Annotated in this window: 14 protein-coding genes; 6 read left to right on the forward strand and 8 right to left on the reverse strand. The window is 71.0% G+C overall.

The genetic code is table 11. The features are described from left to right. Positions 1-31 precede the first annotated feature (31 nt). The 4 genes from M3147_RS03005 to M3147_RS03020 all read right to left on the reverse strand — a co-directional run bounded on the left by M3147_RS03005 (position 32) and on the right by M3147_RS03020 (position 3,859). Complete coding sequence (locus M3147_RS03005; protein ID WP_251201974.1) at positions 32-505, reverse strand: hypothetical protein; 474 nt, start codon at positions 503-505, stop codon at positions 32-34. Between the two features lie 40 nt (positions 506-545). After that, on the reverse strand, positions 546-1,490 hold the full coding sequence (locus M3147_RS03010) for a hypothetical protein (RefSeq protein ID WP_251201975.1): 945 nt from the start codon (positions 1,488-1,490) through the stop codon (positions 546-548). Then, entirely contained in the window at positions 1,478-2,023 is a 546-nt protein-coding gene (locus M3147_RS03015; RefSeq protein ID WP_251201976.1) for an RNA polymerase sigma factor, read from the reverse strand. The genes M3147_RS03010 and M3147_RS03015 overlap by 13 nt, the downstream gene beginning before the upstream one ends. Before the next feature lie 99 nt (positions 2,024-2,122). Then, positions 2,123-3,859, reverse strand: a complete 1,737-nt coding sequence (locus M3147_RS03020) for an L-aspartate oxidase (RefSeq protein WP_251201977.1) — start codon at positions 3,857-3,859, stop codon at positions 2,123-2,125. Positions 3,860-3,930: 71 nt separating this feature from the next. Between M3147_RS03020 and M3147_RS03025 the strand changes: the two genes are divergently transcribed. Next, entirely contained in the window at positions 3,931-4,866 is a 936-nt protein-coding gene (locus tag M3147_RS03025) for a LysR family transcriptional regulator (RefSeq protein WP_251201978.1), read from the forward strand. Positions 4,867-5,061: 195 nt separating this feature from the next. Here M3147_RS03025 and M3147_RS03030 read toward each other — a convergent pair whose 3' ends face one another. Continuing rightward, positions 5,062-5,601: a hypothetical protein gene (locus tag M3147_RS03030; protein WP_251201979.1), complete on the reverse strand. Its 540-nt coding sequence runs from the start codon at positions 5,599-5,601 to the stop codon at positions 5,062-5,064. A gap of 209 nt (positions 5,602-5,810) precedes the next feature. Between M3147_RS03030 and M3147_RS03035 the strand changes: the two genes are divergently transcribed. Further along, a complete protein-coding gene (locus M3147_RS03035) occupies positions 5,811-7,211 on the forward strand; it encodes an APC family permease (RefSeq protein ID WP_251201980.1) in 1,401 nt (466 codons plus the stop codon). Positions 7,212-7,280: 69 nt separating this feature from the next. Here M3147_RS03035 and M3147_RS03040 read toward each other — a convergent pair whose 3' ends face one another. Beyond that, entirely contained in the window at positions 7,281-7,556 is a 276-nt protein-coding gene (locus M3147_RS03040) for a hypothetical protein (RefSeq protein WP_251201981.1), read from the reverse strand. Between the two features lie 103 nt (positions 7,557-7,659). On the opposite strand from M3147_RS03040, the gene M3147_RS03045 reads away from it, so the two are divergent. Then, positions 7,660-8,256, forward strand: a complete 597-nt coding sequence (locus tag M3147_RS03045) for a TetR/AcrR family transcriptional regulator (RefSeq protein WP_251201982.1) — start codon at positions 7,660-7,662, stop codon at positions 8,254-8,256. Here the strand turns inward: M3147_RS03045 and helR are convergent. Both helR and M3147_RS03055 read right to left on the reverse strand, forming a co-directional pair. Next, on the reverse strand, positions 8,231-10,486 hold the full coding sequence (helR, locus tag M3147_RS03050; RefSeq protein WP_308201039.1) for an RNA polymerase recycling motor ATPase HelR: 2,256 nt from the start codon (positions 10,484-10,486) through the stop codon (positions 8,231-8,233). The two genes, M3147_RS03045 and helR, sit on opposite strands and share 26 nt — an antisense overlap. A gap of 62 nt (positions 10,487-10,548) precedes the next feature. Further along, positions 10,549-11,013 (reverse strand): FCD domain-containing protein, encoded by a 465-nt coding sequence (locus M3147_RS03055; RefSeq protein ID WP_251201983.1) that lies wholly within the window; start codon positions 11,011-11,013, stop codon positions 10,549-10,551. A 439-nt stretch (positions 11,014-11,452) separates the two neighbouring features. On the opposite strand from M3147_RS03055, the gene M3147_RS03060 reads away from it, so the two are divergent. The 3 genes from M3147_RS03060 to M3147_RS03070 all read left to right on the forward strand — a co-directional run bounded on the left by M3147_RS03060 (position 11,453) and on the right by M3147_RS03070 (position 13,552). Then, positions 11,453-12,121: a GntR family transcriptional regulator gene (locus M3147_RS03060; RefSeq protein WP_251201984.1), complete on the forward strand. Its 669-nt coding sequence runs from the start codon at positions 11,453-11,455 to the stop codon at positions 12,119-12,121. Then, entirely contained in the window at positions 12,121-12,759 is a 639-nt protein-coding gene (locus M3147_RS03065; protein WP_251201985.1) for a GntR family transcriptional regulator, read from the forward strand. The genes M3147_RS03060 and M3147_RS03065 overlap by 1 nt, the downstream gene beginning before the upstream one ends. Before the next feature lie 487 nt (positions 12,760-13,246). Next, positions 13,247-13,552: a MarR family transcriptional regulator gene (locus M3147_RS03070; RefSeq protein WP_251201986.1), complete on the forward strand. Its 306-nt coding sequence runs from the start codon at positions 13,247-13,249 to the stop codon at positions 13,550-13,552. Positions 13,553-13,585: the final 33 nt, after the last annotated feature.

Consider the following 13,585-nt stretch of genomic DNA (forward strand, 5'->3'; position numbering starts at 1 on the left):
CAGCGCTGCTGCGAGCCGCGTCGGGATCGGCTCAGCAGCCGACCTTCGTCACGCCCCAGGAGCCGGTGTTCGCCGAGCTGTTCGCCGAGACGGATCCGACGACGCCGATGCTGTTGTACGCGCGGACGACCACCGAGCGCGCATTCGCGATCGACGCGACGGGCGCGCCGAGCGGGGCCACCGACTGCGTGCTGCACGTCGAGAAGGTGAGCTTCGAGCCGGAAAGACCGCTCCCGCTGTAGACGCAGTGGGTGCCCGTCGCGCAGGAGCCGACCGAGCGCGCCGCGACCTGCTCGTCGTTCGCGAGCGTGAGCACGACCGTTCCGTCCTGCCAACTCACCTCGTTCGGCGCGGTCTGCGTGCCGCCCGGGAACTCGGCGAGCACCGCGTCGATCTGCTGCTGGAGGTCCGGCTCGTCCGGCGAGGTGGCGGCGAGGGCGGGCACGGGGGCGAGCACCGCGCCGGCGACGATGAGTGCGGCGGCGGCGATTCGGGGGAGCAGCACGGTTCGGGGTCCTCTCGTTCCCGATCCACTGCGGGTTCGACTACTCCCAAGCGGTGTAGTTGATGACCGCCGGACTCGGGATATCCGTGCGGTCGTGCCCGATGAACGTCGTCTCGATCGAGAGGATGCCAAGTCCCTCGTTCGAGACGATGATTCGCTCAGCGTACTCTCCGGGCGAACGGCTCTCGGTCACGAAGGAGAGGCCGGCGCGCCCGAGCCGGTCCTCGACCGAGCCCTCGACTCGGAGGTCCGGGCGTCCTGCGAGGAACTGGAGCGCGGCACGGAGCTGTCCGGCGTCGAGTCGCTGCTCGCTCAGCAGATTGCCGAGCTGCAGGATGGCGTCGCCGGTGGTGATCCCGGTGCGCCCGAGCGGCTGCTCGAGGAAGGGCCCGAACTCGGCTGCGGTCGTCGGCGGCGTCCCGAAGACGAAGGCGTACTCGCCCGGACCGAAGTCCTGCTCCCAGATCAGGGAGCCGACGTCGTAGCCGTCGACCTCGATCGGCGCTCCGTCGGAGTCGTAGGGCTGACCGCGACGCACCTCGATCCTGGATCCGCCGTCCCCGTGCTCGAACGTTCGCACCTCCGGCTCGATGCTCGACTGTTCGACTGCGCCGTCGTCGCCGATGACGAGCGACAGCGACCACGACTGGAACCGCACCGTTCCGCCCGCGCTCGTCGGCGCGGCGTTCTCGCTCAGCTGCATCAGCAGGTCCTCCGGTGAACCGTCGACGGGGGTGGGCTCGAGCAGGGGCGGGGTCGCGGCGGCGAAGCTCGTGCTCGGCTTGCCGAGCGCGGCGATCCCGATCGTGGCGGCGAGGAAGACGACCACGGCGGCGGCGACGGAGAGGTAGAGCGGGCGACGGGACCCGGGCCGGGGCGGGTGCGCGATCTCGTGCAGCCGAGTCTCGGCGGCCGCCTCGAGCGGTTCGCCTCGGCGAGGGAGCGCCGGTCGCGCGGCGTCCAGTCTGCGGGTCAACTCGTCCATGCGTCCTCCTTCACCGTCGATGCCGGATCCAGGGCGAGCAACTGCTCGAGCCGTCGTCGTGCGCGGTGCAGGCGGACCCGGAGGGTGGCCGTGGAGCAGCCGAGGATCTCGGCGATCTCCTCTCGGCTGAGGTCCTCCCAGTACGCCATCCAGATCACCTCGCGGTCGGCTTCGTCGAGCCGGTTCACCGCGAGACGCACCTCGAGCACCTCCTCGGAGGCGAGCGCGGGCGCCGCCTCGAGTTCGTGCACCGCTCGGTCGGCCCGCCGTTGATGGCGATCCCGGCCGCGGTAGGTGTTGCCGACGACATTGCGCAGCGTCGCATAGAGCCAGGCGAGGGTGAACACCTGCGACGCATCGTCGCGGCGCCGCCATGCCTGCGCGAAGACCTCTGCCGCGGCATCCTCGGCGTCGGTCCGGTCGCTCAATCGGTTGAACGCCGCAGCGACGATCACCGCGTGATAGGTGCGGAAGAGGTCCTCGAACTCGCGCTCGCCTGCGGCGGGGCGCTGAGTGCGGAAACGGGACACCATCACATCATCCCTGTTTCCGGCTCGGGGTGTTTCGTTACCGACGGCACGACGCCCGGGCGATCCCTCGGGGACCCGGGCGTCGTGCGATGCGCGCCGACGCTATTCGACGAGCTTGCCGGCGAGCGAGATCTCGCCGCCCATGAGTGCGGCGATCTCCGCGGGGATCTCCGGGATGGGCTCGCGGACCACTCCCGCCGAGGGCGACCAGACGAGGTTGACCTGCAGGGCGGGGTCGAGCTCCGGATAGTCGCTCCGGTTGTGGCAGCCGCGCGTCTCGCGACGCTCGAGGGCCGCTTCGAGGGTCGCCCGGGCGGCGAGCGCCGCGGACTTCAAGTCGAAGGCGTGCGCCAGGTCCTGGAATCCGGCGATGTCCGGGTGCACGCCGACCCGCGTGATCCGCTCCTCGATCGCGTCGAGCTCCGCGAGTCCGGCCAAGAGCCCGGCTTCGGAACGGACGACCCCGGCGTGCTCGGTCATGGTGTCGCGGATGGCGCGCTGCAACGCCCGCACGTTCTCGGGACCGTCGCTCGCGAGGAGCGCCGCGATCTCGGTGCGGGCGGTCGCGACCGCGTCCGCCGAACGCGACTGCACCGGCAGCCCGGCCGAGTACGCGGCAGCCGCCTGTCCGACGAGTCGCCCGTACACGAGCAGTTCGATGAGCGAGTTCCCGCCGAGGCGGTTCGCGCCGTGCAGGCCGCTGGCGGCCTCGCCGATCGCGTAGAGGCCCGGGACATCCGTGGAGTGGTCCTCCGAACGCACCCAGACGCCGCCCATCGAGTAGTGCGCGGTCGGCGCGATCTCGATCGGCTCCGTCGTGATGTCGAGCATCTGCAGCTCCAGCATCGTCTGGTACACGCGGGGGAGCCGCGTCATGATCGTCTCGCGCGGCAGGTGCGAGACGTCGAGCCAGACCCCGCCGTTCGGCGTGCCGCGGCCCTCCGCGATCTCGGTGTAGCAGGCGAGCGCGACCCGGTCGCGAGTGGACAGCTCGGCGCGCTCGGGGTCGTACTTCGGCATGAAGCGCTCGCCGAGGCCGTTGCGGAGGATGCCGCCCTCGCCGCGGGCCGCCTCGGAGACCAGGGTGCCGGCGGCGCTCTCCGGCTCGAGGATGCCCGAGGGGTGGAACTGCACGAGCTCGGGGTCGCGGATGCGCCCGCCGGCTTCGACGGCGAGGCGGAACGAGTCGCCGGTGTTCTCGTCGCGGCGCGAGGAGGTGCGGCGCCAGATGCGGTTGTGGCCGCCTGCGGCGAGGATCACCGCGTCGGCGTGGATGAGGTAGCGGGTGCCGGTCTCCAGGTCGAAGCCGTATGCGCCGAAGACCGCGCCGTCGTCGTTCACGAGGATCCGCGTGACGTAGACGGTGTCGAGCACGGGGATCTGCAGCTGCACGGCGCGGTTGATGAGGGTGCGCTGGATCTCGAGCCCCGTGTAATCGCCGGCGAAGGCGGTGCGCCGGTAGGTGTGCGCGCCGAAGAAGCGCTGGGAGATCCGGCCGTCCTCCTCTCGGGCGAAGGGCATGCCGTAGCGCTCGAGGTCCTCGATGCCGCGGGCGGCGTTCTTCGTGACGGTCTCGACGGTGTGCGGGTCGGCGAGGAGGTAGCTCTCCTTGAGCGTGTCGGCCGCGTGCTGCTGCCAGCTGTCCTCGGCGTCCATGGTGGCGAGCGCCGCGTTGATGCCGCCGGCCGCGAGCGAGGTGTGCGCGTCCGACTTGGGCCGTTTGCCGAGCGCGAGTACGTCGACGCCGGCCTCGGCGAGCTCGATGGCCGCGCGGAGGCCGGAGCCGCCGGTGCCGATGACGAGCACGCTGGTGGAGATCTGCCGTTCAGAGGTCTGCATGAGCCCGAGGCTAGGTCGGGTTCGTCGATTACTCCAATGCATTTATGTAGTCATCACGATGCAGATAGGCTATGGAGGTGAATCTCGAGCAGCTGCGCGGCTTCGTCGCGGTCGCCCGCCTGGGCAACTTCACGCGGGCGGCGACGGAGCTCCATCTCGCGCAGCCCTCGCTGAGCCGGCAGATCGCCGCGCTGGAGCAGGACCTCGGCGCCGAGCTCTTCCACCGGGCCCGCACCGGGGCGACGCTCACGGTGGCCGGCGAATCCCTGCTCCCGCTCGCACGGCGCATGCTCGCCGACGCGGAGTCCGTCCGGCGCGAGCTCGCCGAACTCGCCGGCCTGGAGCGCGGTCGAGTTCGGCTCGGCGCGACGCCGACGCTGTGCATCAGCCTCGTGGCCGAGGTGCTGAGCGTCTTTCACGCGGCGCATCCGGCGATCGAGCTGCACCTGTCGGAGCAGGGGTCGCGCCGGCTCCTCGACGAGCTGGCCGGCGGTGAGCTGGATCTCGCGTTGATCACCACCTCGGATGCCACGGCCGCCGACCGCTTCTCCGTCGTCCCGCTGCTCGACGAGGAGCTCGTCGTCGTCTCCTCGGCGGCCGCGGCGCCCGTGGCCCCGGGGGAGCAGATCTCGCTCGCCGAGCTCGCCACGCTCCCGCAGATCGTGTTCAGCTCCACCTACGACCTCCGCAGCGCGACCGACGACGCCTTCCGCGCGGCCGGCCTCTCGCCCGAGGTCGTGCTGGAGGGTGCCGAGATGGACGCCGTGCTGCGCTTCGCCGAACGCGGCCTCGGCGTCGCGATCGTGCCCGCCATGGTGCTGATCGATCGCCCGGGACTGCGCTCCGTCCGCCTGGGCGGCGAGACCCTGACGAGGACGATCAGCCTCGCCAGGCCGGCCGATGTCGCGCCGACGATCGCGGTCGGGGTCATGCAGCGCACGATCGCCGCGACCGCGACGGCCTTCGCCGCGCGGGCGGGCGACACGATGCGCCTCGCCCAGGCCTGAACCCGGCCTGCCGCTCCCGCGCCCCGGTTCTGCGCCGATCCGAACCGCTTCTTGAGCCGGACTTGAGCTGATCCTGAGGTCTCTGCGTCAGGCTTGGCATGTGCTCGCAGGGGCCACCCGAGCACCGCAGCTCACCGCTTCTTGACCCGAACTCGAAGCGTGGATCGACGGAAGTGGTGGCCCCTGAGCAGCGCCTCAGCCGACTCGGCTCCAGCTGCCGCACCCGGTCGAGCTGAAGTCCTGGCCGGCCTCGACGACGATCGAGACGAGTTCGCCGGCGCCCTGTCCGGAATCGATCACTGCGCCGGCGCCGGGATCCTCGGGGTCGGCGACCGAGATCGACCACATGCAGGCCGCATCGCTCGCCGACGACTCGTATCTGCCCGGCAGCATCGAGGTGCCCGCGGTGTACCACCGGTCGTCCTCGAGCGCGGTCGCCGGCAGTGCGGCCTCGGCGGTCGCCACCGCCTGCTCCCGGGCGACGAGCTCCGCCTCTCGCGCGGCGAGTATCTGCTCGCGCGCCCGCAGCCCGCCGTCCTCGTCCTCGAAGGTCGTCAGCTGTTCGACGAGCCGATCGGCGCGATCCTGGTCGAGCTGCAGCTGCGCCTCGAGTTCGGTGGTGCGGGCCTCGCTCGTGGCCCAGAGGGTGATGGTCGCGGCGATCGCCGCCGTGGCGATCATCGAGACCCCGATCAGGGGGAGCAGCAACCGATTGGCGGGCAGATGGAACTCCATCGTGCGCTCCTCGCGTCGGTTGCAGGCACTCGTAGCAGTATGACCTACAGGCACTGAGGAATCCTCCCCAGTTCAGGGGTCAGTGTCGCGGCATCCCGCCGCTCGAGGGTGGCGTTTCCGGGTCTCGCATCTATGGCATGCTGGTCCGGCGCCGAACACCGCTGGTTCTCGCCTCCTGGTGCCGCGCACGGCTCAGTGAAGGAGAGAGCATGGCTTCAACGGCGGTGAGCGCCCCGAGCAGGGGTGCCAGCCTCAAGCGGAACCTGGGACTGTGGGCCATTGTCGGCCTCGGCCTCGGATACATGACCCCGACCGTGGTGTTCGACACCTTCGGCATGGTGGCGCGCGACACGGACAACGTCGTCCCGGCCGCGTATCTCGTGGCGCTCGTGGTCATGATGTTCACCGCGATCAGCTACGGCAAGATGGCCGGCGCCATTCCGAGCGCCGGGTCGGCCTACACCTACGCGCGCGAGTCGATCCACCCCAACGTCGGGTTCATGGTCGGCTGGACCTCGCTCATCGACTATGTGCTGCTGCCCATGGTGAACTGCCTCATCATCCGCAGCTACCTCGAGGCTCTGTTCCCGGAGATCCCGGGATGGATCTGGGTCGTCCTGTACTGCGCCCTGGTCACGTCGGTCATCTACCTGACGATGCGCGGCACGTCGAACATCAACATGCTGCTGCTGGTCTTCTCCATCGTCGTCATGGCCGTCTTCGTGATCATGGTCTTCGCGCAGCTCATGCGGGGCGAGGGGCAGGGCACCGTCGCCTCGATGCAGCCGTTCTTCCACGACGGCGTGACGCTCGGCGCCGTGCTGATGGGGGCGACCATCGTCTGCTTCTCGTTCATCGGCTTCGACGCGGTCACCATGTACGCGGAGGAGGCCAAAACGCCGAAGATCATGCCGAAGGCCATTCTGCTCACCGTCGTCATCGGCGGTGCGATCTTCCTCGTCGCCGCGTACTTCACGCAGCTGCGCTTCCCCTCCTCCGATGCCTTCCCGGTGGAGGCGATCGAGGACAGCACGCTCCCCGAGATCGGGCTGCAGGTCGGCGGGCCGGTGTTCCAGGCCATCCTCACGGCGGCCGGCTTCGCGGCCACCCTCGCGTCGGGACTGGCGTCGCACGCCTCGGTCTCGCGCATGCTCCTCGTGATGGGCCGCAACAACGTGCTGCCGAAGCGGTTCTTCGGGTACATCAACCCGAAGACGCACACGCCGACCTTCAACATCGTCCTCGTCGGCGTCATCAGTCTGCTCGCCGCGGCCTTCACCCTCGAGCTGATCGCCGCCTTCATCAACTTCGGTGCGCTCATCGCGTTCACCTTCGTGAACGTCTCGGTGATCGCCTGGTTCGCGATCCGCAAGGGCCGCCGTCGCACGCCGAGGGACATCTTCACGTTCATCGTGCTGCCCGGCATCGGCATGGTGCTCACGGGCATCCTCTGGGCGAACCTGCACGTCGATGCGCTCATCGGCGGTGCCGCGTGGGCCGCGATCGGCTTCGTGTACCTGCTGGTGCTGACGCGCGGCTTCCGCCGTCGGGTCGCCGCCTTCGACGAGGCGCAGCCGGTGACCGGGTTCAACAAGGCGATCGACGAGTAGCCCCACCTTCGTTCGGCACCACGTGAACGGGCCCGGGGTCGACGATCCCGGGCCCGTTCGCTGCGTGCCTCAGCGGCGGTGCAGCCGCCCGTAGCCGGACAGCAGGCGCGGGACGACGAGGTAGACCGCGAGCGGGACGACGATCGCGGTGAGCAGCAGCGCGCGCAGCACGGGGTTCCAATCGGCCCAGAGCGGGGCGAAGGCGAGCATGCCGACGGCGACCAGGGGGAAGATCGCGAGCCAGGTGAGGGCGGCGCGCAGGTGGACCGAGGGCGGCGCCGACGGCACGGCGGGCTCGGACGGTGCGGGGAGGGCGTTCGGTTCGGGGGTGGGTTCGGTCGACATGATTTCTCCAACTATTTGGTTGCTTCCAACTGAACGGTTGCAACCATAGATCGGCCGTGGCTATTCCGCAACCACTCGGTTGGATCTTGCTACGCTGGTCGGTATGGCCTGGGACACCGAGGGCACCAAGCGGCGACTGCTCGACGCGGCGACGGTCGAGTTCGCACAGCACGGCTTCGCCGGCGGTCGCATCGACCGCATCGCCGTGGCCGCCGGCGTCAACAAGGAGCGCATCTACCAGTACTTCGGCAAGAAGGACGAGCTCTTCGACGCGGTGCTCGTGAGCGCCCTGCGTCGCGTCATGGACGAGGTGCCGCTGCGCGGCGAGGGCCCGGCGGCCGTCGCCGACTACGCGGGGCGTCTGTTCGACCACCACGTCGACGACCCCACCGTGCCCCGTCTCGTGACCTGGGAAGGGCTCGAACGCGGCCGCGAGACGGTCGCCCGGGCCGACCGCCTCGAGCACCACACCGCCAAGGTCAGGGCGATGATGGGGATGCTCCCAGGGGTCGACTACGCCGCGGTCGCCGAACTCCTCCTGACCATCGTCACCCTCTGCGACTCGTGGCCCGTGCTGCCGCAGGTCGATGAGTTCCTGAGCGGCCGGGTCGAGGGTCGCCGCGCCGAACGGCGAGCCGTGATCGTCGGCACTGTCGAGCGGCTCGCCCGGGCGCTCACCGCCGAGGCGGCTCGCCCGTGAGCACGACGAGCCGGCGGGTCGCCCTGGTCATCGCCACATAGCGGTCGACGGCGCCTTCGATGCCCTCGGCGAAGTCGTCGGGCTCGACGAGGAGCACGAGGTCGAACTCGAGCCCCTTCGCCAGTTCCGGAGTGAGCCGGCGCACGCGGGGGTGATGTGCGAGCTCGGCGTCGACGGCCACGGTCGTCCGCGCCGGTGCGTCCTCCGCATGGATGATGCAGGCGCTCGCCTCCGGATGCTCCGCCGCCCAGCTCTCGAGCGTCGCGTGCAGCTCGCCGAGCGTGAGATGCTCGACCGGCGAGCCGCTCGAGCGGATGCTCGTCGGCACGTTGGCGTCGGGAACGGCGGCCCGGATGCCGGGCGCCGCCTCGGCCATGATCTCGGCGGGCGTGCGGTAGTTGACGGTGAGGCCGGCGAGCTCGATCCGCCCGAACCCCACCCGGCGCAACCGTTCGGACCAGGACTCCACGAAACCGTGCCGCGCCTGCGCCCGGTCGCCGACGATCGTGAAGCTGCGCGACGGGCACCGCGCGAGGAGCATGCGCCACTCGGCATCCGTGAGCTCCTGCGCCTCGTCGACGACGAGGTGCGCGAAGGGCCCGTCGAGCGCGGCCGTGCGCTCCGGGCCCGGCAGCTCCCCGAGCAGCGTGTGCTGCACGTCCGAGCCGCGCAGCATCGTCACGAGCCCCTCGCCGTCGCCGTCGTCGTCGGCGGCGATGAGCTGATCGACCACGAGGTCCATCTGCTCGCGATCCGCTTCCGCCTCGGCGCGGGCGCGACGGACCCGTCCTGACGCCTCCGGGTCGCCGACCCTGCGGCGGGCCGAATCCAGATAGGGCACATCCGCGCGGGTCCAGTCCCGCGGTCGCTCCCGTCGCAGCTCGGCCGCCTCCGTCTCGGTGAGCCACGGTGCGCAGCGGCGGAGGTAGGCGGGCGAGGTCCAGAGGTCGGCGACGAGCCCGACCGGGTCGAGCAGCGGCCAGGCGCGGTCGAAGGTGCGGCGCAGTTCCTCGTCGGTCTCCAGCTCCCGGCGCACCAGCCGGGACGGGACGCCGGCCGGCTGCTGGTCCGCGAGGATCTCCAGCAGTGCGTCCCACACGATCCCGCGGGCGTCGTTGTGCGGCGTGCCCGGCTCAGGCGCGGCGAACGCCTCGGCCCAGTCCGCCGGTCCGAGCAGCGATTCGCCCCACTGCGTCTCGACCCGGAGCTCGACGGCCGGCGGCGCCTCGTAGCCGGCGACGGCGGCGTCGACGGCATCGACCAGTCGGGTGTCCGCCTTCAGCCGGGCGGCTGCCGCAGCGGAGTCGGGCAGGAGCGCCGCACCCTCCGGGACGAAGTCGGACGGCACCGCCATCGCCACCTCCTGCTCGCCGAGGCTCGGCAGCACGTCGGCCACGTAGTCGAGATAGGGGTGGGACGGACCGACGACGAGGATCCCGCCGCGGTGGGCCGCGACGCGGGCGTCGGCGTAGAGCAGATAGGCGGCGCGGTGGAGGGCGACCACCGTCTTGCCGGTGCCCGGACCGCCGTCGACGACGAGCGCCCCGTCCGACGCCGCCCGGATGATCGCGTCCTGGTCCGCTTGGATCGTGCCGAGCACGTCGCGCATCCGCTCGGACCGATCAGTGGCGAGGCTGGCGATGAAGGCCGACTGGTCGTCGAGGGCCAGCGCGCGCCCCTCTTCGCCCGGCACGAGCACCTCGTCCCAGAAGTCGACGATCCGGCCTCGGGTCCAGCGATAGCGGCGCCGGCTGCGCAGGCCCATCGGCCGGGCCGGGGTCGCGGAGAAGAACGGCTCGGCCGCCGGGGTGCGCCAGTCGACGAGGAGACGTTCCCCCTCGGCGTCCGACAGCCCGATCCGCCCGATGTAGAGCGGATCCTCGCGGTCGTCGACGACGATGCGCCCCAGGCAGGCGTCGACCCCGTACCGGCGCAGCGTTCGCAGCCGGTTCTCCAGTCGGTGCACCGCCAGGTCGCGGTCGAGCGCGGCCTGTCCGTGGCGGGCCTCGGCGCGAAGGGCGGCGTCGAGCCGCGCACGGGCCTCGGCGGTCGCGGAGGCGAGCGCCTCGCCGATGGCGGCGAAGTGGCGTTCGTCTTCGGCGAGGAGTGCCGGATCGGACTTCTCGATGAGGTGGGCAGGCAGGTGGAACGGGCTCGCGGACAGGGGTCCTCCAGGGCAGCAGGTGGCGTGGGTCAGCCAGTATGCGCCACGTGAGGGGCCTTGCCGCAAGCCCCCGGACCGGCGGTATCCTGGAAGTGCGGGGATCGGCGTGCACCCGCCGAGCAGCGCGGTCAGGCCGGTCGGTGCTCGGAGGCCCCGGGCCTCGGCAGCCGGCCGAGCACCTCACGGCGCTGCAGCGTCCACTCGGCCTGATGCAGCTCGCGGACGGCTCGCTCCGCGTCATCGGGGTCGGCCGCGTGCACGGCCTCGGCGAGCTGCGCATACGCGACGGCGGCGAGGCGGATCGGTCGGGCGGGGGAGTGCTCGGCGAGCAGATCGAGCGACTCGCGGAGCATCGGCACTCGGGCGGCATCGGCGAGGCACCGTCGGAACGCCGCATCAGCGGTGGTGGCGGCGGCGGTCTCGGTCGAATCTCGTTCGCCGGCCACGGCGCCGACCCGCTCCGCGGCTTCGAGCAGGGCCTCCGCCTGCGCGGCCGAGCGGTGCACCGCCGCCTGCCGGGCGGCGAGCGCCTCGAACGCGAGTCGGGCCTCGCGGCGATCGTGCTCGGAACTCGGCTCGGCGTGCGCTCGCATCGTGAAGGCTCTCTTCTGTGCCGGGGCGCGCTGACTACGGCGGCTGAGCACGTCGTTCCATTCCGGGCGCTGCCCGGTCTGACAGCACCGACACCCGAGCGGACACAGCGGGATGCCACGTCTACTGGAGCATGAGAGGGTCCGGCCCGATTCCCCCTGGTACCGGACCCTCTCTCCGCACCGATTCCCAGTCGTGCGGAAGCGTCGACATCATCGCTCGCGAAGATGCGGACTTCCAGAACATAACACATGGGATACCATTGGTGGAGTTGAATCCGTGCCCGTGCGCTCTGACACGACCCGCCTTCTGGGGTGGGGTGCCCGAGCGAACTTGCCGTGCCCGCGCGCATCGTTGCTGATACAGTTTCGCTATGTCGTTCAGGATGCAGTTTTCGCGTGGCAGTGCGGCCGCGCGCGTCGGCAGACTGAGCGTGGCAGCATGACCGATCACGTGCGAACTGAAGCCGAGCGGGTCGCCGACGCAGTGCGCGAGCAGATCATCGCTCGCACGCGCCTGCCGGGCTCGCGGCTCATCGAGCGCACCATCGCCGCCGAGCTCGGAGTGAGCCGGCTGCCGGTCCGTGACGCGCTCCGCGTGCTCGAGCGGGAAGGGCTCGTCGCCCGAGTCGGCCGCAGCATCGCGGTCCGCGAGCTCGAGCTCCGCGACCTCGGCGAGCTCGCCGAGGTCTGCGAAGCGTTCGACGCGGTGGCTGCGAGGCTCGCCGCCGAGCGACGCAGTGACGCGCACCTCGAGCGTATCCGTGCGACCTTCGCCGAAATGAGCCGCGCGATCGGCGACGACGACACCGGGGCGACGGCGCGCTCGGTGCTCGCGTACCGGGGCGCGATCGCGGACGCGTCGCGCAATCCGTTCCTGGTCGAGATCAGCACCGTCCTGCGCGGACGTGAGGCGGGTGCGGTGCTGACGCCCCAGGTCATCGCCGAGCACGGCGAGGCCGTGGTGCGCGCGATCGAGGAGGGCGACGCAGCCGCCGTCGATCAGGGCGTGCGCGCCCAGTACGCGGCGGCGCGGCACGCCATGCGGCGCGAGGTGCTCGAAGACCTCGAAGCGAAGCTCACCGCGACGCGCGCGGCGGGAGGGCGCTGATGACCGGCGAACGGACCGCTCGGGTCCCCGAGGCGACGCGGATTCAGATCGCCCTGCGGCAGCAGATCGTCGAGGGTGAACGCACCCCGGGCACTCCGCTCGTCGAGCGATCGATCGGTGAGGAGTTCGGCGTCAGCCGCCTGCCGGTCCGTCAGGCCATCCAGGGCCTCGTCGCCGAGCAGCTCGTCGTGCCGGGCGGAGCGCGCTCGCCGGCGATCGTGCGCGGGTTCGACGTGGACGAGCTCGACGCTCTGAGCGTCGTGCACGCGACGCTCGAGCGACTGGTCATCCGCTGGGCCGCGATGCGTCGCACCGCCGAGCAGGTCGAGGAGCTCCGCGCGATCGTGCCGGAGGTCCCGCTCGACGGCAGCGCCGACGCCGCCGCGATGCGCCGGGCCGTCCTCGCGTTCCGCGACCAGCTCTTCGTCATGGCCGACAGCCCCATCCTCGACGAGCTCAACCAGCTCGTCGGCGCTCGCGTGACGCAGGTCATCTCGCACGCGCTCGACCCGGCCGTGGCCGGGCACTATCTCGAGGCGCTGTACCGCGCGATCGCCATCGGCGACGCGGAGCTCGCCGAGACGATCCTGGGCGACTACATCTCACCCGGCAAGTTCGACGCGGCCAAGCAGGTCTGACGCAGCCGATCGGGCCAGACGCGCCGAGCGGGCCCGACGCGGCCGATCGGGCCTGACGCGGCAGCACGCGCGCGCCGATGCGGCCCCGGGCGAGAGTCCGAGCGCGCCTCGCCGTGCACTCACGGGCGCATCACGGGATGCCATGACCGCTTGTCGGTCGGCCACTGAAGGGCTGAGATTGCGGGCGTTCGAGCGGCGTGGTGATCTGAGTTGCGCACATGAAGCAGTTCGGGATACCATGAGTCCGTCGCGAGCGGTCCTTGAACGGGTTGAGGTCGAACAAGCCTGAGGGTCGATCGTGATGCTCCGTTCTTCGGGGCCTGCAACGCAGTTGCAACGGGCTCCCGAGACTTGGATCCCCCCGGATCACCCACGTCTCGGGAGCCCGATCTCTCGCCGTCCGGCACCCGGTGCAGCTCGCATCCGCGTCTTCCGGTCGGTCGCACGGCACCCCGGGGGTCGTTTCGGGGCGATCGGAAGGGTGAACATGCCAGCACGACGCGAGCTCGACGATGCTCCAGAACGGATCACCTCGGTGCAGCATGCGCTCGCCGGGGCGGCGCGGGCGAGCGTGCTCCGGCACGTCGTCCACCACCCGCGGGCTTCGCACACCGAGATCGTGGCGAGCACCGGAGTGAGTCGGGGCTCGGCGACGACCGCGATCCGCGAACTCGAGCGGCTCGGATATCTGGTGGCCGACGGGCCGCGAGAGGGTCGCGTCGTGCGGTACCGAGCCGTCGACGACCAGCTCTCAGCCGACCTCGCCGCGCTTTCGGACTGGTTGCTCGACTGACCAGATCCGGTCGGGTGCGGCGCGCTGCGGAAA

Origin of the sequence: Agromyces mediolanus (assembly GCF_023715325.1) — a bacterium.
Classification (GTDB): Bacteria; Actinomycetota; Actinomycetes; order Actinomycetales; family Microbacteriaceae; genus Agromyces; species Agromyces mediolanus_A.

Excerpts from the sequence above, each read along its gene's own strand:
- M3147_RS03010 (WP_251201975.1), bottom strand. The coding sequence starts at position 1,490 with ATGGACGAGTTGACCCGCAGACTGGACGCCGCGCGACCGGCGCTCCCT.
- M3147_RS03015 (WP_251201976.1), bottom strand. The coding sequence starts at position 2,023 with ATGGTGTCCCGTTTCCGCACTCAGCGCCCCGCCGCAGGCGAGCGCGAG.
- M3147_RS03020 (WP_251201977.1), bottom strand. The coding sequence starts at position 3,859 with ATGCAGACCTCTGAACGGCAGATCTCCACCAGCGTGCTCGTCATCGGC.
- M3147_RS03025 (WP_251201978.1), top strand. The coding sequence starts at position 3,931 with ATGGAGGTGAATCTCGAGCAGCTGCGCGGCTTCGTCGCGGTCGCCCGC.
- M3147_RS03030 (WP_251201979.1), bottom strand. The coding sequence starts at position 5,601 with ATGGAGTTCCATCTGCCCGCCAATCGGTTGCTGCTCCCCCTGATCGGG.
- M3147_RS03035 (WP_251201980.1), top strand. The coding sequence starts at position 5,811 with ATGGCTTCAACGGCGGTGAGCGCCCCGAGCAGGGGTGCCAGCCTCAAG.
- M3147_RS03040 (WP_251201981.1), bottom strand. The coding sequence starts at position 7,556 with ATGTCGACCGAACCCACCCCCGAACCGAACGCCCTCCCCGCACCGTCC.
- M3147_RS03045 (WP_251201982.1), top strand. The coding sequence starts at position 7,660 with ATGGCCTGGGACACCGAGGGCACCAAGCGGCGACTGCTCGACGCGGCG.
- M3147_RS03055 (WP_251201983.1), bottom strand. The coding sequence starts at position 11,013 with ATGCGAGCGCACGCCGAGCCGAGTTCCGAGCACGATCGCCGCGAGGCC.
- M3147_RS03060 (WP_251201984.1), top strand. The coding sequence starts at position 11,453 with ATGACCGATCACGTGCGAACTGAAGCCGAGCGGGTCGCCGACGCAGTG.
- M3147_RS03065 (WP_251201985.1), top strand. The coding sequence starts at position 12,121 with ATGACCGGCGAACGGACCGCTCGGGTCCCCGAGGCGACGCGGATTCAG.
- M3147_RS03070 (WP_251201986.1), top strand. The coding sequence starts at position 13,247 with ATGCCAGCACGACGCGAGCTCGACGATGCTCCAGAACGGATCACCTCG.